Annotated in this window: 19 protein-coding genes and 2 pseudogenes; 8 read left to right on the top strand and 13 right to left on the bottom strand. The window is 40.9% G+C overall.

What is annotated here, in order from left to right; genetic code table 11:
- Nucleotides 1-15: 15 nt before the first annotated feature.
- Nucleotides 16-1882 (bottom strand): annotated as a pseudogene (locus tag C1A07_RS09545) (heavy metal translocating P-type ATPase).
- 30 nt (nt 1883-1912) lie between these two features.
- The gene (locus tag C1A07_RS09540; RefSeq protein ID WP_101876907.1) at nt 1913-2131 is read right to left on the bottom strand and encodes a cation transporter; all 219 of its coding nucleotides are present in this window, start codon (nt 2129-2131) and stop codon (nt 1913-1915) included.
- A 225-nt stretch (nt 2132-2356) separates the two neighbouring features.
- On the opposite strand from C1A07_RS09540, the gene C1A07_RS16670 reads away from it, so the two are divergent.
- Nucleotides 2357-3169: a metalloregulator ArsR/SmtB family transcription factor gene (locus tag C1A07_RS16670; protein WP_101876906.1), complete on the top strand. Its 813-nt coding sequence runs from the start codon at nt 2357-2359 to the stop codon at nt 3167-3169.
- Nucleotide 3170: 1 nt separating this feature from the next.
- Here the strand turns inward: C1A07_RS16670 and C1A07_RS09530 are convergent, their stop codons facing one another.
- From C1A07_RS09530 to treP, 3 genes are all read right to left on the bottom strand, one after another.
- Nucleotides 3171-4163 carry a carbohydrate kinase family protein gene (locus C1A07_RS09530; RefSeq protein ID WP_242972289.1) on the bottom strand — a complete coding sequence of 331 codons (993 nt, stop codon included), beginning with the start codon at nt 4161-4163 and terminating at the stop codon, nt 3171-3173.
- A gap of 156 nt (nt 4164-4319) precedes the next feature.
- Nucleotides 4320-5972, bottom strand: a complete 1653-nt coding sequence (treC, locus tag C1A07_RS09525) for an alpha,alpha-phosphotrehalase (protein ID WP_101876904.1) — start codon at nt 5970-5972, stop codon at nt 4320-4322.
- A 9-nt stretch (nt 5973-5981) separates the two neighbouring features.
- Entirely contained in the window at nt 5982-7898 is a 1917-nt protein-coding gene (gene treP / locus C1A07_RS09520) for a PTS system trehalose-specific EIIBC component (protein WP_101876903.1), read from the bottom strand.
- A 173-nt stretch (nt 7899-8071) separates the two neighbouring features.
- On the opposite strand from treP, the gene C1A07_RS09515 reads away from it, so the two are divergent.
- On the top strand, nt 8072-8806 hold the full coding sequence (locus C1A07_RS09515) for a UTRA domain-containing protein (protein WP_101876902.1): 735 nt from the start codon (nt 8072-8074) through the stop codon (nt 8804-8806).
- A 1079-nt stretch (nt 8807-9885) separates the two neighbouring features.
- Nucleotides 9886-10281 (top strand): annotated as a pseudogene (gene rhuM / locus C1A07_RS16410) (RhuM family protein).
- A gap of 229 nt (nt 10282-10510) precedes the next feature.
- Here rhuM and C1A07_RS09495 read toward each other — a convergent pair.
- The 7 genes from C1A07_RS09495 to C1A07_RS09465 all read right to left on the bottom strand — a co-directional run bounded on the left by C1A07_RS09495 (nt 10511) and on the right by C1A07_RS09465 (nt 18229).
- On the bottom strand, nt 10511-11851 hold the full coding sequence (locus C1A07_RS09495; RefSeq protein WP_101876899.1) for an ATP-binding protein: 1341 nt from the start codon (nt 11849-11851) through the stop codon (nt 10511-10513).
- Between the two features lie 439 nt (nt 11852-12290).
- A complete protein-coding gene (locus C1A07_RS16855) occupies nt 12291-12503 on the bottom strand; it encodes a protein kinase (protein ID WP_408609821.1) in 213 nt (70 codons plus the stop codon).
- A gap of 55 nt (nt 12504-12558) precedes the next feature.
- Nucleotides 12559-13083 carry a hypothetical protein gene (locus C1A07_RS09485; protein ID WP_101876897.1) on the bottom strand — a complete coding sequence of 175 codons (525 nt, stop codon included), beginning with the start codon at nt 13081-13083 and terminating at the stop codon, nt 12559-12561.
- Nucleotides 13084-13261: 178 nt separating this feature from the next.
- On the bottom strand, nt 13262-14296 hold the full coding sequence (locus C1A07_RS09480; protein ID WP_180952225.1) for a virulence RhuM family protein: 1035 nt from the start codon (nt 14294-14296) through the stop codon (nt 13262-13264).
- A gap of 157 nt (nt 14297-14453) precedes the next feature.
- Nucleotides 14454-15887, bottom strand: coding sequence for a 23S rRNA (uracil(1939)-C(5))-methyltransferase RlmD (rlmD, locus tag C1A07_RS09475; protein WP_180952224.1), 1434 nt, complete (start codon nt 15885-15887; stop codon nt 14454-14456).
- Nucleotides 15888-15898: 11 nt separating this feature from the next.
- Nucleotides 15899-16843 carry a 3'-5' exoribonuclease YhaM family protein gene (locus C1A07_RS09470; RefSeq protein ID WP_101876895.1) on the bottom strand — a complete coding sequence of 315 codons (945 nt, stop codon included), beginning with the start codon at nt 16841-16843 and terminating at the stop codon, nt 15899-15901.
- 78 nt (nt 16844-16921) lie between these two features.
- Complete coding sequence (locus C1A07_RS09465) at nt 16922-18229, bottom strand: S1C family serine protease (RefSeq protein ID WP_101876894.1); 1308 nt, start codon at nt 18227-18229, stop codon at nt 16922-16924.
- A 164-nt stretch (nt 18230-18393) separates the two neighbouring features.
- Here C1A07_RS09465 and C1A07_RS09460 point away from each other — a divergent pair, with 164 nt between their 5' ends.
- The 5 genes from C1A07_RS09460 (at nt 18394) to C1A07_RS09440 (ending at nt 24706) form a co-directional block, all read left to right on the top strand.
- Nucleotides 18394-20766, top strand: coding sequence for an endonuclease MutS2 (locus C1A07_RS09460; protein WP_101876893.1), 2373 nt, complete (start codon nt 18394-18396; stop codon nt 20764-20766).
- Between the two features lie 13 nt (nt 20767-20779).
- Entirely contained in the window at nt 20780-21490 is a 711-nt protein-coding gene (locus C1A07_RS09455; RefSeq protein ID WP_101876892.1) for a response regulator transcription factor, read from the top strand.
- Nucleotides 21490-22902, top strand: a complete 1413-nt coding sequence (locus tag C1A07_RS09450; RefSeq protein ID WP_101876891.1) for a sensor histidine kinase — start codon at nt 21490-21492, stop codon at nt 22900-22902. The genes C1A07_RS09455 and C1A07_RS09450 overlap by 1 nt, the downstream gene beginning before the upstream one ends.
- Before the next feature lie 156 nt (nt 22903-23058).
- Nucleotides 23059-23400: a PadR family transcriptional regulator gene (locus C1A07_RS09445; protein WP_101876890.1), complete on the top strand. Its 342-nt coding sequence runs from the start codon at nt 23059-23061 to the stop codon at nt 23398-23400.
- Complete coding sequence (locus tag C1A07_RS09440; RefSeq protein ID WP_101876889.1) at nt 23387-24706, top strand: FtsW/RodA/SpoVE family cell cycle protein; 1320 nt, start codon at nt 23387-23389, stop codon at nt 24704-24706. The genes C1A07_RS09445 and C1A07_RS09440 overlap by 14 nt, the downstream gene beginning before the upstream one ends.
- Before the next feature lie 125 nt (nt 24707-24831).
- Here the strand turns inward: C1A07_RS09440 and C1A07_RS09435 are convergent, their stop codons facing one another.
- Entirely contained in the window at nt 24832-25326 is a 495-nt protein-coding gene (locus C1A07_RS09435; RefSeq protein WP_101876888.1) for a tRNA (cytidine(34)-2'-O)-methyltransferase, read from the bottom strand.
- Nucleotide 25327: the final 1 nt, after the last annotated feature.

Here is a 25327-nt window from a genome sequence, read left to right as displayed (position 1 = left end):
TGCTCAGAGCGCTATTTATAAGTTCTTCACAAATAGTGCTCTGATGGCGTTTAGAATTGCAAGAATCATCACTCCCACATCCGCAAAAATTGCCAGCCACATATTAGCAATGCCTAATGCTCCCAGCAGCAGGCAAAGCAGCTTAATTCCAATGGCAAACCAAATATTTTGGTAAACAATTCTTATACATTTTCTGGAGATTTTAATTGCCTTTGCAATCTTTAAGGGATCATCATCCATAAGAACTACGTCCGCAGCCTCTATTGCGGCATCTGATCCCATTGCCCCCATTGCAATTCCAATATCTGCCCTAGAAAGCACCGGGGCGTCATTAATTCCGTCCCCCACAAACGCCAGCTTTTCTTTTAAAGATTTCTTTTCCAGCAATTCCTCTACCTTAGAAACCTTATCTCCCGGAAGCAGCTGGCTGTATACCTGATCTACTCCCAGCTCTGCGGCAACTGCTTCTGCTACAGGTCTTGCATCTCCTGTGAGCATAACTGTTTTTTTAACTCCCGCATTTTTCAGGGAGCAGATCGCCTCCTTAGAATGTTCTTTCACTACATCAGAAATAACAATGTGGCCTGCATATGCGCCGTCTACTGCCATATGAATAATCGTCCCCACCTGGCGGCATGGAATTGGGGTAATTCCCAGGCTTTTCATCAGCTTATCGTTTCCCGCTGCCACGGCGACGCCATCTACGATTGCTTTTACTCCATTTCCGCTGATTTCCTGAATATCTGATACCCGGTTTCTGTCCACCTCACGTCCATATGCCTTTTGAATGCTTTTGCTAATAGGGTGGGAGGAGGCGCTTTCTGCATAAGCAGCGTACTCTAATAATTTTTCCTGAGCTAACACATTGTGATGAACAGCGTTAACCTCAAATACTCCTTTTGTAAGAGTGCCTGTTTTATCAAATACTACACAGCTTGTTTGAGAAAGCACTTCCAGATAATTAGAGCCTTTTACTAAAACGCCTTCCTTGCTGGCTCCTCCGATGCCTGCAAAGAAGCTTAAAGGAATACTGATTACTAATGCGCAGGGACAGCTGATAACAAGGAATGTTAATGCTCTGTAAATCCAATCCGGCCAGTTAGGCAAAAGGCCCAGGCCGAACATTCTAACAAGAGGAGGCAGAATTGCCAGGGCCAGGGCGCTGATACACACAGCGGGAGCGTAAACTCTTGCAAATCTGGTAATAAAGTCCTCAGATTTTGATTTTCTGGAGCTTGCATTTTCAACCAGATTTAAAATCTTGGAAACTGTAGATTCTCCAAATTCTTTTGTAGTGCGGATTTTCAGCACTCCTGTCATATTAATGCAGCCGCTGATAATTTCATCTCCTACAGCCGCCTCTCTGGGCAGGCTTTCCCCTGTAAGAGCGCTTGTATTTAAGGTAGAGCTTCCTTCCGTTACAATACCGTCAATCGGCACCTTTTCTCCTGGCTGCACCACAATCACGGCGCCGATTTTAATTTCATCAGGATCTACCTGTTTTAATTTACCGTTTTCTTCTATGTTGGCATAATCCGGGCGGATATCCATAAGCTCACTAATATTTCTCCGGCTTTTTCCCACAGCGTAGCTTTGAAACCACTCCCCAATTTGATAAAACAGCATAACCGCCGCTGCCGCTGTACAGGGCCAGCACAATGGCTCCTACTGTGGCAATTGCCATGAGAAAGCTTTCGTCAAGTATCTGACGGTTTAAAATTCCTTTTCCGGCCTTTTTCAGAATATCATAACCAATGGTCAGGTAGGGAACCATATACAGGCAAAATCTTAATATGCCTGCAGCCGGAACGAAATTCAGCCCAACCAGAAGTACAGCGGCAGCTACAATCCTTAATAACATCTTTTTTTGTTTTTTCGTCATGTTCCATACCTCCTAAACAGCTAAGACAAATTAAATTTCAATTTCACAGTCTGGTTCTACCTTTTTGCAGGCTTTTAATACATCCCTCATAACTGATTTTACTTCTGCGCCTTCCTCAAACTCTACAATCATTTTCTGCGTCATAAAGTTCACTGTGGCTTCTTTTACGCCTGCTGTTTTCTTTGCGGCAGCCTCCATAAGATTTGCGCAATTGGCGCAGTCTACTTCAATTTTGTAAGTTTTCTTCATTTTAAAATCCTCCTTGAAAAATTTAATCATTACGATTAAACAATCATTTAATTGTTGTGCCTACAATATACTCATAAAAAATAGAGAAGTCAATTCCCTGAGGGAACTTACTTCTCTTTGGATTAAATTCATTTCCATTTGGATTAAAAGCATATTTTGTGCTACACTAATAAGCAAACCACTGCGTGATTTAAGTTTTTACCGCTTTTTGAGAGGAGAAATATTATGTCCCAATATCAGTTGCCCCACAACCATGGAGAGCACAGACCAGAGCTTATAAATACCCTTTTGCACACTAAGGATTTTCAGTTGGTATCATCTATTTTTAAATTGCTCTCTGATCCCAGCCGCCTCCGTATTTTCTGGCTTCTCTGCCACCACGAGGAGTGCGTTATTAATATTTCTGCTTTAATGAATATGAGCAGCCCTGCTGTTGCCCATCATTTAAAGCTTTTAAAGGACAGCGGACTTTTAGAATACCGCCGGGACGGAAAAGAAGTCTATTATAAGGCCGCTGCCTTAGAAACTCCTAAGGCTCTGCATACTATGATAGAAACAATGATAGAAATTTCCCGTATTTTCTCAGTATTATATGATTTATATGATTTGCCCCAGGACCTTTGCCTTACCTATTACCGGCTGAAGGTCCTGGAGCTGCTCCTATTTCTAATCCGCCTGAAGCCGGACCAGGAAAAGCAGCTGAATCAATATTATTCTGAGCAAGTAGAACAAATTAAAGATATCCATAAACTTTTAACTGAGAATCTTCAAAAGCGTTATACGATTCAGGAATTATCAAAGAAATATCTTATTAATACCTCCACCCTGAAAAGCATTTTCAACGCTGTTTACGGCCAGCCTATTGCCTCCTACATGAAAGAATATCGGCTTAAAAAGGCTATGGAGCTGCTGATTACCACAAACTGCACCATCGCTGAAGCTGCCGCCTTCATTGGATACGAAAATCAGGGGAAATTTACAAAGGCCTTTAAAGAATACAAACATATGCTTCCAAAAGAGTACCGCAAAAAACATTAATTTACAGGGATAATCTTTTTTCTACCTGCAAAAGATCAGGCATGGCCGGTATGGCTCCCCTTCCCTCTACGCAAAGACTGGCTACAGCATTTCCAAACCGCACATACTCAGCCAGCGTTTCCAGAGAAAGCTCATCTGGCCTTTTCCCTGATGTGCTGACTTTATATAAAAATCCTCCCCAGAATGAATCTCCTGCACCATTAGTATCCACAACATGACTTGCAAAGCCTGGAACTATACATCCACCCTCTTTACAGTGAATATAAGCCCCTTGACTTCCAAGGGTAACGGCTGCAATTTTCACTCCCTGGCGACATAATTCCTTTGCCCCGTCCTGAACATTTTTACAATCTGTTAAAAGCTCTACCTCTTCATCGGAGATTTTCATAATGTCCACATGGGGGATCAGACTTCTCATATGATGTTTCGCCGTTTCTTCATTCTCCCACAAAGAAGCCCTGTAATTAGGATCATATGAAATAATGCTGCCATTGCTTTTTGCCCTTTTTACTGCATAAAATGTAGTATCTCTGGCCGGCTGGTCTGTCAGGGACAAGGACCCTACATGGAAAATATTTGTGTAGTCCAGCACATCCACAGAAAGCTCTTCTTTTTCAATCCTGGTATCAGCTCCCGGCTTTCTGGCAAAGGAAAAGGTACGCTCACCGGCTTCATTTATATTTACAAATGCTAAGGTTGTAAAATATTTTTCATCTAAAATCAGCCCCTGAGTATTCACCTGTTCCTTATTAAGCACACTGCGCAGAAATTCTCCATGCATATCTTTTCCCGCCTTACCCATAAAGGCAGTTCGCGCTCCCAGCTTTCCCGCCGCAACAGCAACATTTGCCGGCGCGCCTCCAGGATTGCGGGCAAATATCATCTGACCGTCCTCATTCAGCCCCTGAGAAGTAAAATCTATTAGTATTTCTCCAAATGTTGTAATATCATATCTGGGATTTTCTCCATTTCCTAAAGTTACATTTACAGCCATTGTCATTACCTCCTGTTACCGCCATCTAACGTGTAATTTACTATATATTAACGTTTCTGTTGTTCCATATCCTATCACAATCTGACATCAATATGCAACCCTGTTTTCACATGGCACACAGGACGCCGGGTATTGCCGGGCATTTTTTAACAAAAGCTACTCATTTCCTTCTAAAACTAAAAACTCATATGGCTGCAGCGTAATTTTATTATCCTGTACACAGGGAAGCTCATTATTATAATTTCCAATAACCTTTTTATAGTCCTTCCACCTGCAGTCCATATCCATTCTGCTTTCTGTTTCCCGCAGATTGCAGCATACAACCAGCGCTTTATCTGCCCATGTTCTTTTATAGGCCAGAACATTCTTATTTTCATTTTCTAAAAATTCGATTTTTCCTTTTGAGATCAGTTTTTTCTCTTTGCGCAGCACAATTAATTTTTTATAAAAGGATAAAATAGAGCTTTCATCTTTTTGTTGGCTGAAAACATTGATTTTGGAAATATTGTCTGAAACAGAAAGCCACGGTTCTGCCTGGGAGAAGCCGCAGTTTTTACTATCTGTCCACTGCATAGGCGTGCGGCTGTTATCCCTTGATCTGGCGGCCAGAATTTTCAGGGCCTGGGCGCTTGTTTTCCCTTCCTGCAAAAGAATTTTATAATAATTCAGGCTTTCCACATCCTTATATTGTTCTATAGATGTATAGTGGGGGTTTGTCATGCCGATTTCCTCGCCCTGATAAATATACGGCGTGCCCCTCATAAAATGAATCATGCCAGCCAGCATTTTTGCAGATTCCTTCCAATACTTTCCTTCGCTGCCCAGCCTGGAAACAATGCGGGGCTGGTCATGGTTGCACCAGAATAACGCGTTCCATCCATCTCCCCTTTCCATTCCCACCTGCCACTTTTGGAATAATTGTTTCAGCTCCATAAAATCAGGCTCCATAAGCTCCCACTTATTTCCGTTTTTATAATCTATTTTTAAATGATGGAAGTTAAAGCACATAGATAACTCTTTTTCCCAAGGTGCAGAATAGCGGATACAGTGCTCCAGAGAGGTGGAGGACATCTCACCTACAGTTACAAAATCCTCTATTTCAGTATCTTTCACAAGCTCTTTTAAGTATTCATGTACATGAGGACCGTCAGTATAAAAACGCCTTCCGTCTCCCACTGTATCATTTTCAAAAATTTCAGGTTTGGAAATCAGATTTACCACATCAAACCGGAAACCTTTTATGCCTTTTTCTTTCCAGAAACGAATTACTCCCTTTAATTCCTCTCTCACTTTAGGATTTTCCCAGTTTAAATCAGCTTGGGTCACATCAAATAAATGAAGATACCATTTTCCCAGGCTTTCCACATATTCCCATGCAGAGCCGCCAAACTTAGACTGCCAGTTGGTAGGCGGACAGTCAGGGGATCCCTCCTTAAAAATATAGTAGTCCTGATACTCTCTCTCCCCGTTTAATGCTTTTTGAAACCATTCATGGGCAGTGGAAGTATGGTTAAATACCATGTCCAGCATGATCCCCATTCCCTTTTCATTGCTTTTTTCAATTAGTTTTTCCAAGTCTTCCATACTTCCAAATCGGGAATCAATTTTTCTGTAATCTGCCACATCATAGCCATTATCTTTCTGTGGGGAAAGAAATACAGGGGTCAGCCATAAATAATCCACGCCCAGCTCTTTTAAATAATCTAATTTTTCCAGGATTCCCAAAATGTCTCCTAAACCGTCTCCATTTGAATCCTTAAATGATTTAGGGTAAATCTGGTAAATCACCTTTTCACTAAAATCTGCCATTTTTTCTCCTTATTCTCCAATACTTCCAATTACAGTAGTCTTTTCCTCTGCCTCTATGTCAGTGTAAAACTTAATCTTTTTATCTTCCCCACAGTCGGTAATTATGCAGACCGTCACATCAGGGTGGCCCGCCTTTTTGATTTTTTCACGGCTGAAGCGGATTAATGGATCGCCTGCTTTTACCGTATCCCCTTCTTTTATTAAATACTCAAATCCGTCTCCCTGCATATCTACTGTGTCAATTCCAATATGAAGCAAAAGCTCTGCCCCATTTTCCATGAGAAGTCCGCAGGCGTGACAGGAATCCGGCATCACCACAGTTACTTTTCCGTCTGCCGGGGCATATAAAATTTCATTTTCCGGAATAATAGCAACTCCTTCCCCCATTATTCCTTCTGAGAATACGCCGTCATTTACATCCTTTAACGGAATTACCTTTCCTTTAAGAAAAGCCTTTAACTCTACTGTTGTTCCATTATCTGCGCTTTTCTCATTTTCAGGTTCCTTTTCTTTTGATATAAGTTTCTTCTTTCCTACAATTACAGTTAAAATAAACGGAACTGCCACTGCTACGGCCATACATATAGCGAAACTACCCATGTATTTTGTCTGAATAGATAAAATTCCCGGAAGTCCTCCAACGCCGATTGCATTGGCTGTAGTATTAGTTGCCACGCACAGAACCGCGGCGCAGGCAGAGCCGATCATGCCGCAGATAAACGGAAATCCGTACTTCAGATTAACACCAAAAATAGCAGGTTCCGTAACCCCCAGATAACAGGAAATTCCAGCCGGCACATTGACCTCCTGTGCTTCGGCATTTTTGCGCTGGAGAAAAATCATTCCTAAAACAGCAGATCCCTGGGCAATATTAGACAGGGCGATCATAGGCCACAGCATAGTTCCTTCGTAGTCTGCAATCAACTGTAAATCAATAGCATTGGACATGTGGTGCAGTCCTGTAATAACAAGGGGTGCATATATAAATCCGAAAAACGCTCCGAACAAAATTTTCAAAGGCCCTGTAATGCCGGCGTACACTACTGAGGAAATCGCTGTTCCTATTTTCCAGCCAATAGGTCCCAGTAAAAAATGGGCCGCCATTACAGAAAGCACAAGGCTGCAGAAAGGCACTACAATCATGGACACTACCTGAGGCGTAATTTTCCGGAAAAACTTTTCCAAATACACCAAAGTAAACGCCGCCAAAATTGCCGGCAGCACCTGAGCCTGATATCCAATCATGTTCACCTTAAAAAACCCAAAATTCCACGCCGGAATATCAGCAGCCGCAGTTGTAGCAACGCTGTAAGCGTTCAGAAGCTGCCCGGAGACTAAAGTAAGTCCAAGTACAATTCCAAGCATCTGTGTAGTGCCCATTTTTTTCGTCACGGACCAGCAGATTCCAACCGGCAGCATATGAAATACCGCTTCTCCAATCAGCCATAAGAAGCTGTCGATTCCAGACCAAAACTGGCTGATATCACATAAGGTTTTCGTTCCGTTTTCAAATAAATATAAGCTGTCAATACAGTTGCGGAAGCCTAAAATCAAACCGCCTGTAATAATAGCCGGAATCAGAGGCGCAAATATTTCTGCAAGAGCAGTGATAATTCTCTGCAGTACATTTTGGTTTTTCTTCGCCGCCTGCTTAACTGTCTCCTTAGACACGCCTTCAATACCTGCGGCGGCAGTAAAATCGTTATAAAAATCTGCCACAGTATTTCCAATAATCACCTGAAACTGACCTGACTGGGTGAAACTTCCCTTTACCACCTTCATCTTTTCAATTTTTTTAATATCTGCCTTTTCCGGCTCATTAAGTACAAAGCGCATTCTTGTCATGCAATGTGAAACTGCGGCAATATTTTCTCTGCCTCCCACAAGAGCCAGAAGTTCCTTTGCCTCATTAGCATACTTGCCCATTACCCTTCCTCCTGCTATATCTTGTTTAAACAAGTTTTCTTAATCTTTTTATATCACACTTGTTTAAACATGTCAATATAAATTTGTTTAAACAAGTATTTCTTGACTTTGGTTATCCAGCATTTATAATGAGTATAGATTTAAAAATAAATATTAAGGAAAGAATTGATCATATGCCAAAAGCTAAATATGAATTTATATATCAGGATTTAAAGAAAAAAATAGAATCAAATGAATTTCCTTACCAGGAGCTTCTTCCTTCAGAAAATACATTGATTCAGGTTTATACTTGTTCCAGAAACACTGTCCGCCGGGCCATAAGCAAGTTAGTGACCGACGGATATGTTCAAACTTTGCAGGGCAAAGGCGTGCGCAACATATACCGGCCCATAGAACAGACTGCTTTTACTATTGGGGAAATTGAAAGTTTTAAAGAATCTGCCTTTAGAAATGGACAAATTGCCAGAACCCAGGTTCTCTTGTTTTTAGAAATAACAGCAGACCTGTCTTTATCTAAGCGCACAGGATTTCCCCTGGGTTCACAATTATATTATCTTCAGAGACTGCACTATCTGGATGACCGGCCGCTGATTTTAAATCACAACTACTTTTTAAAAGATTCTGTGCCCGGCCTCACTGAGGAAATTGCCCAGGATTCTATTTATAATTATCTGGAGAATACACTTCACATGACAATTATAAACAGCAAGCGGATTATGACTGTAGAAAAGATCACGGAAATAGACGAAAAATATATGAACCTTGATATAAATGACTATAATTGCGTGGCTGTTGTCACCAGCTATACATATAACAGCGAGGGAACTATGTTTGAATACACTCAGTCCCGCCACAGACCAGACTATTTCCGCTTTCAGGATAATGCAATAAGAAAAGTAAACGGATAGAAACGGATAGGGAAATTACAGCAAAACCGCCCGGTATCGGCATACCGAGCGGCTTCACATGTTTTTCTCTTACCGGGCTGCTCCGGCAAGATATAAACAAATTCCCTGTGTAATTATATCATTCTTGAAGCGTCCTGACAAGGGGTGTATACAACTGAATAATTAAAAAGTGTAGGTTTACAATACAAGATATGAGATTCCGTCTATCCACTATTAAATTTTCTGAGAATTTGGCATCTCCTGCGCTGTCCACAAGTTCATCACCCTCAAATACACCATTTTTCATTTTTTCATAGACTGTTTTCAGTATTATTCCTATTATGTTTGCTACATCAGACTGAAAGTAATTCTTATGTGGAAATACAAAAAGTTCAACAAACCTGTTAGAATCATTATAACTGTATTTTTTGCTCTTTGTGTTATCATCGGAATAGCAACACCAATATAATTTTCCAATAATTCAGGCGCAAAAACCACGAATGAATCATATATTGTTAATTCTGCTGATAAAAGAATTCTGAAGCATCGTCAGTTTTATCAAAAGACGAAGTCATAGCTCTTTATGAGAAAATTCGGGGATATGTACTTCCTGTAATCAATGCACATAACCAAGTTATGAAAGCAATGGAAGCTTATGCATATAACCAAATTTCTCAGACAGATCTGTATAATGTTACTAAGGAATTCAAAGAATTTACGCAACAAATATGGAGCGCCGCTCCAGAGGTAACCGACAACAATGCGAAGGAATATCTTAATTCTTGTAAAGATTACATGCTTATCAAACAGACAACGGCTGAAAGTCTTTTAGAATATTTGAATAGCTGAAAGGCAAGCGATTTATCAGCAGTTCAAGAAAATATAGAGTACTGCATTATCGACACAGAAGCCGCAAAAACTGCCCCCTGGAGTGAGTCAGAGGGGCACACCTTGACAGCATAATATACTTACCCGGGCAACTGAGAGGGCAGCTTCCACCACTTCGGAAGTCTTACGAAAGGGGTGGTTGAGTACATATGAAGAGTTTATGATTACCATTACAGTAGCAGGCTTAATTATATCCATCCTGAATATAAACAATATATAATTTACAAATAATTCTTGCTATAGGTTACCGTGTAAGAAACAATATAGGAATACGTTTCAAAAATTGGGCTTCCTCTATTCTTTCCAAATACATGCGGAAGGGATTTGTAATGGATGATGAACGTTTGAAAAATCCGAAATCATTCGGTACAGATTATTTTGATGAACTTCTTAAACATATCCGCAATATTCTAGCTTCTGAAAAAAGGGCCTATATGAATGTTCGTAATATTTTTGCTACCTCCATTGATTATGATACCAAAAGCCCATAGGCCGATCTATTTTTCAAAACAGTACAAAATAAGCTCCATTACTCTGTACATAGTCATACGGCCTCAGAATTAATTGCTGAACATGCTGACACCGAAAAAGATAATATGGGGGGTTAACATCATTTAAAGGACGAAATATATAACTTAAACTGTATTGTCATTATGTATTTTGACTATGCCGAAAATCAAACCCGGCAACATATTCCCATGTAGTCGAAGCTTATGAGTTTCCCTGGATAATCTACCGGTTATTTCAAGAAAACTCAAATAAACAAAAGCCTCCATTAGTATTTTGATAGCTTACCAATGGAGGCCTTTGTTATGTCATCTGTAATAATTTTTGCATTTATTTCTGTAGTTGCTCTAATGCCAACCCAATCAATCGATCTGCCTGATCTGCCATAAACAGCGGAATATTCATCACATCATCATCTAACTTCAAATTATCCAGAGAGAAGCGAATTCGGAGCTTAACTTTTTCAGGAAACAGTTCCTTGAACTTCTTCATACTCTTACTGGTGGTGTTGATTTCGGATTTAGCTTCCACGGGGAAGATATCGTTCTCCCGCTGAATGAGGAAATCTACTTCGTAAGGTGGGTTGCTCTGGCTCCAATAACGGGGCATGACTTCAAACTGAGTAATCAAAGTCTGCAATACAAAGTTTTCAGTCAATGCACCTTTGAATTCAGTAAATAGTCGGTTACCTTCGCCAAAGGCCGTGGGAGCCAACTGCGCCAGACGGCGAAGCAGTCCCACATCCACCAGATAAATCTTGAAAGCAGACAAGTCATCGTAGGCTGCAATCGGTAAGCCGGGAGCGGAGCTGCGATAGATCTTATGCACCAGGCGAGCATCCACCAGCCATTGCAGGGCATCCTCGTACTCACGGGCTCGTGCGCCTTCCTTGACCACCTTATAGATGAACTTCTTGTTCTCCCTTGCCAGTTGAGAAGGAACAGACTTCCAGATCATTGAAATTTTCGGGAACTCGCTAAGATTAGGATGCTTGGCAAAGTCACGCTCATAGGCTCCAATGATTCCGGACAAAGCTTCCTGCATGGCAGAAACATCTCTTGCCTCCGTCCACATCAGTACCGACTCCGGCATACCGCCGGTGACGTAATACATCTTCAACTTCTCATACAGCGGATTGAAGAAAGCATCGGGGATTGGCTCTAGCGTATCTACCACCTCCAGATACTGCGCCAGATTTTCATCGCCGTTGGCAAGTAGGAACTCAGTGAAGGTCATTGGATCAATCTGCATAAAGTTGACCTTACCTACCGGAAAGGAGGATGGCTTCGCCAGCGCGATACCCAACAGAGAACCGGCACAGGCAACATGGTACTGTGGTGCGTTCTCGCAAAAATACTTCATAGAGTTAATAATCTTAGGGCAGTCCTGCACTTCATCAAAGATAATAAGGGTCTTTTCAGGCAAGATTTTCTGACCGCTGGCAAGCATCAAATTTTGTAGAATCCGATCTACGTCCTTGGTGGTTTCAAAAAATTGTTTGTATTCTTCATTTTCGTCAAAGTTAAAGTAGGCTGTATTTTCATAACAGCGTCTGCCAAACTCTTTCAGAATCCAGGTTTTACCTACCTGACGTACACCTTTCAAGATTAAGGGTTTGCGGTAGGGAGAATTCTTCCAGTCCAGCAACTTTTTTAAAATAAATCGTTCCATAGAGTCACTCCTCACATTTTTATTGGAGTTTTAGGTTTCAAAATCACACTTTTATTATATGCGAAAAATACGAAAAATACAGCCCAAATCACAAAATTATTCATATTTAATGCTTTTGAATCACATTTTTATATTTAATAGTGAAAAATATATCTTGCCATTAGGATACTCCACAGTCTCAACTATCGTTTAACATTCTTGCTGTGGCACTTATACGAAAATCATTATTGATATAGCGGATTACGAGAGTAAATCTGATTAACAAATACTGTTGCATTACAATTACCAAACGCATATATATTAGTTCTTTCATTAACATTTTCCGAATTTTGAGTTTGTTCCGGAGAAATATATCTTTGTGTTCCAAAGACATCTCCAACATGAGTCAACCTTATCGAAGATGAGTCAATTTGTCTGCTAAGACCTAAATCATTTATAGTTATATCCGTATCAGAATTATATAATACTTTCTATCCCCAGTAGTATCTTGTGCCACTATTTTTATGATATTAGGATGATTTAAACGGCTCGTTAATCTAACCTCTTTCTGAAAACGTGAGATAGCATTATTATCATTTGCTTTTAATATCTTAATAGTATATTTATCATTTAGCTCAGAATGACATTCATAAACAGTATCAAATGCACCTATCTCACTAATTATTTCATCAATATTTCCCCTTCATACTCATCATGTATTAGTTGTATTATATACTTATATAATCACGATATTCAATTTGTAATACAGACGCTGTAGCCTTTCCAAAATCAAACGTTTTATATAATTCATTGATGACAGCTAAAACAAACCACTTATTTGAAAGTTCCTCAATTTTAGAATTGGGAATTTGGGTAAATACATTTTCAAGATTTCCATTCGCAATGTAATGCTCATGCAAAGCCTTAACCAAAACATTACCAATATCCTGTGTAGATTGATTTGCATCAATATCAAGACCACATCTATGGCAATATTCAGTCAAGCGAAGATGCTCATATTCTAAATAATCAATATGTATATCAGAATCGTATACATCATCAAATTCTGTCGGTGATTGGAGAAAAACAGTATTATTTTCCAATGCCTGAAGAGAATAATTAACTGTTTCACCAGTGGTTTTTTCATTGCTCGCGACATCAGGATAATATCTATATAATCGCGATGGCATATTCATTGTTGAGCGAAGAGCAAATTCATCGTAACCCATTTCTTGTATTGCATTAAGCTTCATTATGGCTCCATTCACAATACAATATTACGCAGCAAATTCTGGAGCAAATTGCCGGAAATCAGCAATTAAATTAGATATATCTAATTTTAACCTCCTTGTGGCATCAGTTATCAGACACAATTTCCACTAACTGTGTCACCACTGGTGTCACTTTTTTGAATCATCTTTAACGTTGCATTTATTTCTTCACATTTTTTTCTAACTCAAGTAAATACCTGTCATAATCAGACATAAATAGCCTATCTTGAAAGATACGATATTTCTCAAACTCCGTTTCAGCGTGAAGTTTGGCTATTTCAGCAGAAACCTTCCCGGCATCTTGCAAAATGCCATAATCAAACATTTCAATAAAACTGTTGAGTCGCTTTTCCCAATCTTCCATAGTAAGAGGAATATGCCTTAAAGTCATATTTTCAGCAAAATCCAAATATGCTGTTACCATACGGTTCAATTGATACAATTCATTTTCACTTAAATAATTTTTTGCAATCGTTACATCACTTTTTTTAATCTTGCCATCCGGAGCATCTGCCCAGGTAGTAAGTCCCATATGCTCCTTTTGGTGGTCGGCTCGCTCTACAATCAATTCAGCAGCCGTGTGACCGTGAACTGCAAAATGCATTTTATTTTGGACTGTTGCATAAAACCTTTTTGTTGTTGCAGAAGTTTTGTCATAGTCTATCGCAGTGGCATAAATATCTGTAATTTTCTGATAAAACTTCCTTTCGCTTACACGGATTTCTCTGATGCGTTCTAACTGTTCATCAAAATACTTATCTGTCAGATAAGTACCTCGCTTTAGACGCTCATCATCCATAACCCAACCTTTGATGGTATAATCCTTTGCAATCTGATTTACCCATTTACGGAACTGCACTGCACGTTCAGAATTAACCTTAAATCCCACAGCAATAATCATTTCCAATGAGTAATGGTTTGTGTTATATTCTTTACCATCAACAGCAGTTATTCGAAATTTTCGAATAACTGAATCTTCCTGTAATTCACTATCACCAAAAATCTTTTTGATGTGATAATTTATTGTATTAGTTTCTACATTGTAAAGTGTAGCCATCATTTTTTGTGTGAGCCATATATTTTCGTCCTCATAACGCATTTCGATACTATCTTCTTGTTCTCCTACAGAAGCAACATAGGTAAGATATTCCGCTGCACTTGAGCGAATACTTATTTCATTTTTCTTTTTTGCCAAATTAAGCCCCCCTATTTAGTCAAGTCTTTTTTCCTTATTATACACGGATTTTTCGTGTCATATCTCAGATGAATGAGCCGGAGAAATGGACATTCTTTCTGTCTCGGTTGAATTCAGTCTTTATCTCCTCACTAAAAACTCAATTCACCCCCTTGATTTACCGGGCTTTTCTCGTCAGCAGGGCAACCGTTTCCACATGCCCGCTCCACGGGAACATATCGCAGCATCGCACCCTCTTCACCTGAAATCCCTGTTCCCCCAGATACTTCACGTCCCTGGCCAGGGTGGCGGAATCACAGCTGACATACACAAGTCTTTTTGGAGCCATCTTTGCAATCGTATCCAGGCAGACCTTATCACAGCCTTTTCTGGGGGGATCTACCACAATTACATCAGCGCGAATCTGGTTTTTCTCATACTGCTCCGGCAGAACTTCCTCTGCCTTTCCCACAAAAAATTCTGTATTTTCCATGTGGTTTAACTGAGCGTTTTGGCGGGCATCCTGGATTGCCTGAGGAATAATTTCCACGCCGAATACCTTTTTGGCCTTTTGCGCCAAAAATAAAGAAATCGTCCCGATTCCGCAGTACAAATCCCATACAATTTCATCGCCGGTTAAGCCGGCATATTCTAAAGCAGTTTCATAAAGCCGCTTTGTCTGTACTGGATTGACCTGATAAAAAGACAGGGGGGAAATTTGATATACAACGTCCCCAATATAGTCGGTAATATATCCAGGGCCAAAAAGATTGACAATCTTATTTCCTAAAATTACATTTGTTTTCTCTTTATTTACATTAAAAGAAATGGAAGCCATGCCCGGAACTTTTTTAAGCTCCTTCACCAGCTGGCCGGCCTCAGGCAGACTGTCCCCGTTAATCACTAGACAGACCATCAGCTCTCCTGTAGTAAACCCCTTTCTGATTAATGCATGGCGCACTAAACCAGTGTGGGAAGCTTCACAGTAAGGCTCGACCTTATAGACTTCCATATATTTCTTAATAATGTCTAAAATTTCCCTATTTTCCTCTGCGCCTAATAAGCAATCCTGATTTTCTATGATGCTGTGAGTGCGCCCTGCATAAAATCCAGTGACAATCCTGCCATTTTTGTCTTTTCCAAAAGGAAACTGGGCCTTATTTCTATATCTCCAGGGATTTTCCATCCCTATTATAGGCTCCATAACCAAAGAATAAGTTTTCTCTTCTCTCTGGTTCTTGTCTGGTTTCTCCAACTCTTCATCTGGAAGCAAAAGCTCTGAAAGTCCGCCGATTCTTTTTAAGTGGTTATACACCTTTCGCTCCTTAAATTTCAGCTGTTCTTTATAGGACATTGCCTGCAGCTGGCAGCCCCCACATTGGCGGGCCACAGAACATTTTGCCTCTATGCGGAAGGGAGATGGCTGTAATATGCGGCATAACCTGGCAAATCCATATGTTTTTTTCATTTTCATGGCGCTGGCTTCTACCATATCCCCGATTACAGCGTCCTTTATAAACCAGGTATATCCATCTGTTTTTCCAATACCGGCTCCGTCCTGGCTAATATCTGATATTGTTACAGTAAAACACTGGTTTTTTTTGATTTCCATAAATTCTCTTCCTATTCTCCTGTTTTCCGGATATTGCTGTCCAAAAATCTGTTAAATCCCAGCCAACCCATATTTTCTCCGGCCCCTTCTAAAGCCTCCACCATAGTTTCCATTTTGGCGTCTGTATTATCTGCAAAGCTAAGTGCAACCGCCTCTAAAAGAGCCGGTTTTTTAGGAGAACCATACTCTAACTCTCCATGGTGAGCCAGAATACAGTGCTGCAGCTCTACAGCCAGTTTCTCCGGAAATCCTGAGATTGTGCGGATACGGTCTGCTACCATTTGAGCCCCAATCATAATATGGCCTAAAAGCTGACCGGCATCAGTATAATCATTTTCCGGAAATACAGAAAGCTCTTTCAGCTTTCCTACGTCATGGAACATTGCTGCAGTCAACAATAAATCTCTGTTTAACATAGGATAATGGGAAGCGTAAAAATCACACAGCTGCACTACGCTGAGCGTGTGTTCCAACAGTCCCCCTACAAATCCGTGGTGAACGCTTTTAGCAGCGGAATGGAACTGAAAAGCCTTTGCAAATTCCTTATCCTCCACAAAAAAGCTGGCTGCCAGACTGCGCAGATAAGCATTTTTAATGGTTTTTATGTATGCAGTCAAGTCGGTGTACATTCTGCCAATATCCTTCTTAGAAACAGGCAGGTAATCTGCCGGGATATATTCTCCCTCCTCTGCTTTTCTGATCCTTTTAATATTCAGCTGGTTTGTTCCCTGAAATACTGTTACATCCGCATCTACATAAACATAATCCATAGCATCAAAGCTGCCGATGCCCGGAGAACCTAAATCCCAGATTTTTGCGTCTACAGTGCCCGTCTTGTCCTGCAAAATTAAACTTCCATACTCTTTTCCTGCTTTAGTCAAAGCAATTTGACGGTTCTTACACAAATAAACGTCTGATGTGTGCATACCTTCTCTTAACATTCCAATATATCTCATAATTGTAATCTCCTCTATATTTATTTCATTTCCTTTGCTCAACTATTTTTTATTATTACGAGCACTGAGAGCCAGGAATTACCTGGCCCCCAGCAATACGTTATATTCAATTTGTTTGTATTCTTGGTTTCCTGCCCTTTGAACAATCAATTTTAGACTTTGCCCCGATTCTAGCTGCTCTATTATATTTTGGAACTCCTTCATGGTTTTCAGTTCCTTTTCGCCAGCCTGAACAATAATGTCCCCGTTCTGTATACCTGCCTCATATGCAGGAGATTCCAGCATAACCTCCTGCACATAAACTCCTGCAGGAATCCCGGTTTCAGACATTTGTTCTGTAATTTCCTGGCCCCGAATGCCCATATACGCGGCTTCCCGTCCATTGCTCAGCTTTTCCAGAATTCCTTTATATTCAGAAATTCCAAAAGCTGTGGTCATCTCCTGGCTGATTCCATTTGTATAATCATCTGTAACCCAGCCCACTACTTCTCCGGAGGAATTGATTAAAAAAGTCCCTGCTTCTGCATTAAGATTCATATTTACATAAAATACTCTCATTGTTCCGTCAGGTACCTGGACATTCTTGGCTATATAAGTTACATGTCCAAAATCCATAGAATGAGGAATGCCTATAGGGCTTCCCACTGCTATAAGCAAATCACCTGTTTTTATAGAATAAGAATTTCCCAGCTTTAGGGCTTCCAGCTTTTGTGCCGCCTCCTCAGGCAAATCGCTTTTCCTCACACTGATCACTGATAGACCTGTAATTTTATCTGTCTGTCTTTTTGTACCGGACACTTCTGTGCCGTCCTGAAAGGTAACGCGGATAGAATCTGCGGACTCTACTGCCGACTCGGGAGCCAGCACCAGAATTTCTGTATTTGTAGCTGCAATAATAATGCCTGAATAATATCCTGTATTCTCCACAGGGTTGTCAAACCAGTCTGTCTCATGCCTTACAGAATGAACGACAGCCACGCTTTTGTCTACCTTCTGGCCCAGCTGCTTTAAATTTCCATATATAGTGGTAAAATCCTGCATAGTATACTGGTAGCTGGAAAGCGCCTCCTCCACCAGATCCCGCACCGGTTCTGTTTCAGGCTCTTCTGGCTCTTTTTCCGCCTCCTGAGAAGGCGCCGTCTCCTCATCCTTGGGAATACTGATGGTTTGGCTTTCTGTCTCGCCGCCAGCCAAATACTTTTCAGCAATAGGCCTGGAAATTGTAAAAGTGATTGCTGCGATTACGCCGAATAAAGCCGCAAGAAACAAAAGGACAATACCGCCTTTGATGAACTGCTCCTTTGTCCTTGGCTGTCTTACAATTTTCTCTTTAATAAACTGGCGTTTCTCTGGCTGTTCCTTATCCCTGTCTTTTATCTCCGGCATAGAAGACCTCCTAAAAAAACCTATCCCTATTATACTTTTCTTCTTCCTATTATGCAACCCTTTCTAAAAACAGAATATCCACAAAAAAGCTGGCAAAGATATTATACCGTATGATATAATACCATCAGTGTACCAGCATTAATTTATAAAAAGGTGACTAGATTATGAATCATAAAGCGCTTAAAACTTTAGAATATAATAAAATTATCGGGCAGCTGACAGAATATGCCTCCTCTCCCATGGGAAAGGAATTGTGCTCCTCTCTTTTACCTTCTATAGATTACGACGAAATCATTCAAAGTCAGCAGGAAACTACGGATGCAGTAAGCAGAATCCGCATGAAGGGCAGTCTGTCCTTTAACGGCGTCCGGGATATCAGAGACTCTTTAAAACGTCTGGAAATCGGAAGCTCTCTGGGAATTATTGAGCTGCTTTCTATCAGCTCTCTTTTAACTATAGCAGCCAGGGCTAAGGCTTATGGACGCCATGAGGAAGATCTATTTGAAGATGACTCTCTGGAATGGATGTTCCGTTCCCTGGAACCGTTAACCCCTGTTAATACAGAGATTAAACGCTGTATTCTTTCTGAGGAGGAAATCAGCGACGACGCCAGTCCCGGCCTGCGCCGGGTGCGCCGCTCTATGAAGGGGATTCAGGACAAAATCCACTCTCAGATGAGCGCCCTTTTAAATTCCAGCCGTAATTATCTTCAGGATGCAGTAATTACCATGAGAGACGGCAGATACTGTCTCCCTGTAAAGGCCGAGTACAAGAATCAGGTTTCCGGCATGGTTCACGACCAATCCTCCACAGGCTCCACTTTATTTATAGAGCCTATGGCTGTTATTAAGCTGAATAATGACCTTAGGGAGCTGGAGATTCAGGAGCAGAAGGAAATTCAGGCTGTGTTGGCAGAGCTGAGCAATCAGGTAAGCCCTTATACAGAGGAGCTGAAAGTAAATCTTCAGACTCTTGTGAAACTGGACTTTATTTTCGCCAAGGCGGCCCTTTCCCGCCATTATAAATGCAGCGCCCCTGTTTTTAATAAAGACAGATATATTAATATAAAAGACGGCCGCCATCCTCTTTTAGATCCTGAAAAGGTGGTGCCTATTAACATTCATCTGGGTAAGAAGTTTGATCTTCTCATTGTAACAGGACCTAATACAGGAGGAAAAACTGTTTCTCTGAAAACTGTGGGCCTGTTTACTCTTATGGGCCAGGCCGGCCTTCATATTCCCGCCTTCGACGGCTCCCAGCTGTCTGTGTTTGAAGAGGTTTTTGCAGATATTGGAGACGAGCAGAGTATTGAACAAAGTCTTAGTACCTTCTCCTCTCACATGACAAATATAGTTAAAATTCTGGAGCAGGCGGACAGCAATTCTCTCTGTCTGTTCGACGAGCTTGGGGCGGGAACTGACCCTACAGAGGGAGCAGCTTTGGCTATTGCCATACTTTCCTTCCTCCACAATATGAAGTGCCGCACCATGGCGACTACTCACTACAGTGAATTAAAGGTATTTGCCCTTACTACTGAGGGAGTTGAAAATGCCTGCTGTGAATTCAGCCTGGAAACCCTTCGCCCCACATACAGACTTCTCATCGGTATTCCCGGAAAGAGCAACGCCTTTGCTATTTCCAGTAAGCTGGGGCTTCCTGACTATATTATTGAGGATGCAAAAACTCATCTGGAAGCAAAGGATGAAACATTTGAAGATCTTTTAGCTAACCTGGAACACAGCAGAGTAACCATTGAAAAGGAACAGCAGGAAATCGCCGCATATAAAACAGAGATTGCCCAGCTGAAATCCCGCTTAGAGAAAAAGGAAGAACGCCTGGATGAGCGGAGAGATACATTTATCCGGGATGCTAAAGAAGAGGCTCAGAGAATTCTTAGAGAGGCCAAGGAGACGGCTGACCAGACCATCCGCAATATTAATAAGCTGGGGGATGCCGCCGGACTTACAAAAGAACTGGAGGCACAGCGTTCCCGTTTGAGAGAAAAACTGGGAGATGTGGAAAAGGATTTATCCCTGCGCGGAAAACAGCAGCCTAAAAAAACTGTTTCTCCTAAAACATTAAAGCTGGGGGACAGCGTCAGAGTGCTTACTATGAACTTAAACGGCACTGTCAGTTCACTTCCCAATAATAAAGGGGATTTGTATGTACAGATGGGTATTCTCCGGTCACTTGTAAATATAAAAGATATTGAGCTTCTGGATGAGCCTGTTATCACCGGTCCTTCATTAAATAAGACTGGCAGCGGAAAGATAAAAATGTCTAAGTCCAGCACTATTTCTCCGGAAGTAAATCTAATTGGAATGACTGTTGACGAGGCTCTTCCGGTTTTAGATAAATATCTGGACGACGCCTACTTATCTCATTTAAATCAGGTCCGGGTAGTTCACGGCCGGGGAACAGGCGCGTTAAAGGCAGGCGTTCACAAGCATCTGAAAAAGCTGAAATATGTAAAAGAATTCCGTCTGGGAGAGTTTGGAGAAGGAGATACCGGCGTTACTATTGTGACATTTAAATAGACAGGAGCGTTATATGGCAGAAAAACAAAGAGTTTTAATTGTGGATGATGATGAAAATATTGCAGAGTTAATTTCACTTTATTTAATGAAAGAATGTTATGAAACAATGATTGTCAACGACGGTGAGGAGGCCTTAAAGGTTTTCCCTGAGTTTAAACCCAGCATTGTACTTTTAGACCTGATGCTGCCAGGTATTGACGGCTATCAGGTATGCCGGGAAATTCGCACCGGCTCCCAGACTCCTATTATTATGCTTTCCGCAAAAGGAGAGATTTTTGATAAGGTTCTGGGACTGGAGCTGGGAGCCGACGATTATATGATCAAGCCATTTGATTCTAAAGAATTAGTGGCAAGAGTAAAGGCTGTGCTTCGCAGGTATCAGCCAGTATCCCCAGCAGTCCCCTCCTCCTCTGAACAGCAGGGAGACTACGTAGAATACCCTGATCTTATTGTAAATCTGACTAATTATTCTGTTATTTACCAGGGACATTCTGTGGAGATGCCGCCTAAGGAATTAGAGCTTCTTTATTTCCTGGCCTCCTCCCCCAACCAGGTATTTACCAGAGAGCAGCTGTTGGACCATATTTGGGGATACGAATATATCGGCGACACGCGGACTGTAGACGTACATATTAAACGTCTTAGAGAAAAAATTAAAGACCATCAAAACTGGGCTCTATCAACTGTATGGGGAATTGGATACAAATTTGAGGTTAAAAGATAATGCATTTACGTTCTATCTATTATAAATTTGTACTGGGATATTTTATTTTCGGCCTTTTGGGATTTATTTCTATTTCCACCATTGGTTCCCGAATGATCCTAAACCACCTTTTAGAATCTCAAGTAGACGCTCTTTATAACGAGGCCACAGTCATTGCGGAGCAGTGCAGCAGTCCATATCAGGGAAGTAAGGTGGCGGAACTTTCTTCTGTATTTCCTCAGCTTCAAGCTGTATCTGTATATTTAAAAGCTGATATATGGGTTGTTAACAGAAAGGGCACCATTATTCTGGACAGCGACAACTCTGCCAGATCAGGCATTACCCTGGAAAATTTTGAGCCTCCTTTAACAGATAACAAGCCATTTTCTGTAGGAAGCTTTTATAACCAATTTGACCATGACGTAATTAGCGTTTCCGCTCCCATTACGGGAAATTACAACACATACGGATACATTTTAATTCATATGCCCTTAAATGAGCTGATGATTTTCAGAAGTAAAACCCTTGACATTCTATATATTTCAGGGGCTATTCTTTTCGGTTTGTCTCTGATTATTATGATTGTATTCACCAGATATGTGTACGGGCCTTTGAATAAAATCACTGCAGGCGCCAACGAATACGCTGCGGGAAATCTAGGATACACCATTCAGGTAAACACTCAGGATGAAATCGGCTATTTAGCCGCCACCTTAAATTATATGTCCGGGGAATTAAATCAAATGGAAGAATATCAGCGAAACTTCATTGCCAATGTCTCCCATGATTTTCGCTCCCCTTTAACCTCCATTAAAGGCTATTTAGAGGCGATTATTGACGGCACAATCCCTGTTGAGATGCAGGAGAAATATTTAAAACGGGTAATTTCTGAAACTGACCGTCTGAACAAGCTGACAGAGGGAATGCTTACCTTAAACTCCCTGGACAGCAAAGGCTATTTGTCCAGAACTAACTTTGACATTAACAGGGTTATTAAAGATACTGCAGCTTCATTTGAAGGCATCTGCAATACAAAGGGCATCACCTTTGAACTAACATTTTCTGATAATATTCAAATGGTTTATGCTGACCTGGGAAAAATCCAGCAGGTGCTTTATAATTTAATCGACAATGCCATTAAATTCAGCCATCACGATTCAACCATTTATATTCAGGCCTCTGTGCGCCATGAGAAAGTTTTTGTCTCAGTAAAGGACACTGGCATAGGTATCCCAAAGGATAGTATTAAAAAAATCTGGGAAAGATTTTATAAATCTGATATTTCCCGGGGCAAAGACAAACGGGGAACAGGGCTGGGCCTGGCTATTGTAAAGGAAATTATTCAGTCCCATGGGGAAAATATTGACGTGGTCAGCACTGAAAAAGTAGGCACTGAATTTATTTTCAGTCTGCCCAGATCTACAAATCTTTAATATTTTAATAGCCAAAGGGATGTAGCATCCTTGGAAGGTGACTTTCCACTTTTCCATTATTCTGCATCCCTTTTTATTTTTCTTGACATATATAGATTATCGATATATTATAAGTATATCATTATATATAGATAGTCGATATAAGGAGGTGTTTTTATGGCAGTTGACAAAAGCTTGATTTCCGGCAGCACATCTTTGCTGCTTTTAAAGCTTCTTTCAGAAAAGGATATGTATGGCTATGAGATGATTGAGACCTTAGAGGCCCGGTCCAATAATGTATTTCAGCTAAAGGCCGGAACTATGTACCCTCTTCTTCACTCTCTGGTATCTCAGGGCTGTCTCACCTGTTATGAGCAGGAGGTTCAGGGAAAGGTGCGAAAATATTATTCTATTACCAGGGAAGGGAAAAAATATTTATCTAAAAAGCAGGCAGAGTGGGAGGAATATGCCGGGGCTGTGGCCCATGTACTAGGAGGTGCTGTCTATGGAGCGGTCTGAGTACTTAGCGCTGTTATCTGCCCAAATCCGAAGCAGGAAAGCCAGGACCTTTGTTCAGGAGGAAATATCTGCTCATATTGAGGATCAGACAGAGGCCTTTCAGGAAATGGGAATGGAACCGCCTGAAGCGTTAGCTGAAAGTATTCGGCAGATGGGAGATCCGGTAAAAGTCGGGATGGAGATGGATAGAATTCACCGTCCCCGCACAGACTGGAAAACCCTGATCATCATTATTTTATTCAGCTTAGCAGGACTGGCTGTTCAATACCATATGTCTGCTGATGCCAATTATAATCAATTCTTCCGTCAGTGTATTTATACCGGGTTAGGATTGCTTCTTATGATAGGCGTTTATTTTATAGATTATACCTTAATAGGAAAGTATACCTTCCTTCTGTGGGGCTTCTGCACTGTTTCCCTTTCTGTTGCGCCGGTCTTTGTAAGGCCTGTTAACGGAGGATATATTTACATACAGATTATTCTTTATTTATTAGCGCCCTGTTTTGCGGGAATTGTATATAGAAGCAGAGGGCAGGGGAAAAGAGGCTTTGCAGTCTGCTGCATCTGCGGAGGTATTTCTCTTTTGCCTGTTTTCTTTATCTATCATTCCATAAATATGTTTGTATGCCTATATACAATATTTCTTTTGATTATGACTGCCGCCGCGGCAAAAGGATGGTTTATCTCCCGCAAGATTCTTTTGATCTGTTCCATGTGGGGCCTTTCACTTGCAGGAATTGTTTTGTTCCTTATTTTGGGGCCAACTTTAGGTCTTTTACAGCCTTACCAAATCGCCAGATTACAGGCTCTGGGCAATCCTTTATTTGAACCTCACGGAAGCACCTATATTCAGGCCTCTATTTTCAGTCTGAAGGATTCCTGGGCCTTATGGGGCTCCGCTTCCTCCAATCTGCCTTTAGAGCAGATGCTGCCTGGGTATTCTTATGATTATATTATTACATACTTATTTACATATTTAGGCATTGGAGGGACCTGCCTTCTTCTCCTGGCTTTTGGACTGCTGTTTATGAGAATTTTCTACATCTGTTTCCGCCAGCCCAATCAGCTTGGCATGATAGTAGGTCTAAGCTGCGGCCTTGTCCTGTCCTTAGAAACAGTCAGGTATGTACTTTCTAATTTAGGTTATATATTATTCAGCCAATTATGTATGCCGTTCTTTTCTTATGGGCTGCGCTCCACCTTAATTACATACTTTATGCTGGGAATTCTTTTAAGTATTTACCGGTACAAGGATATTGCCTCAAAGCCTAAACCTAAAAAAATTTCTATGAAGGTAAGTCTTTGAAAGTCTAAATAACAAAGGCTTGCCCGGGAAATAAAAGGAGGCTGCTGTTAAATCAATCAGAACATTTTAATCAAAACATTCATTGATTACTTAACAGCAGCCTCCATATTTTACCTTTGCTTTTCTTATTCAGACCACTTATATTTTGTTAAATTGCCTTTCATTTTCATATCCTCAAAACCATTTTGTCTTAAAGCCTCATATAAAATTACAGCTACAGAATTAGACAGGTTTAAGGAACGAATATCTCCCCACATAGGGATTCTTACGCAGGTCTCCTGGTTTTCCAATAAAATCTCTTCTGGAATCCCCCGGCTTTCCGGGCCAAACATAATAAAGCAGTCAGGCTCATATTTTACGTCTGTATATACAGAAGGGGCTTTTGTAGTAGCCATATAGATTTTCGCCCCCGGATTTTTAGAGAGGAAATCCTGATAATCGCTGTACACTATCACGTCCAGCTTATCCCAGTAATCCAGCCCCGCCCGTTTAATGGCCTTCTCGTTTAATTTAAAGCCTAAAGGTTCAATTAAATGCAGCTTCGTATCTGTGGCTACACAGGTACGTCCAATATTTCCTGTATTGGCCGGCATCTCCGGCTCAAATAAAACTATATTCATA

Origin of the sequence: Lachnoclostridium edouardi (genome assembly GCF_900240245.1) — a bacterium.
Classification (GTDB): Bacteria; Bacillota; Clostridia; order Lachnospirales; family Lachnospiraceae; genus Lachnoclostridium_A; species Lachnoclostridium_A edouardi.
The sequence above is the reverse complement of the archived record's forward strand: the minus strand, read 5'-3'. Positions and strand labels throughout refer to the sequence as shown.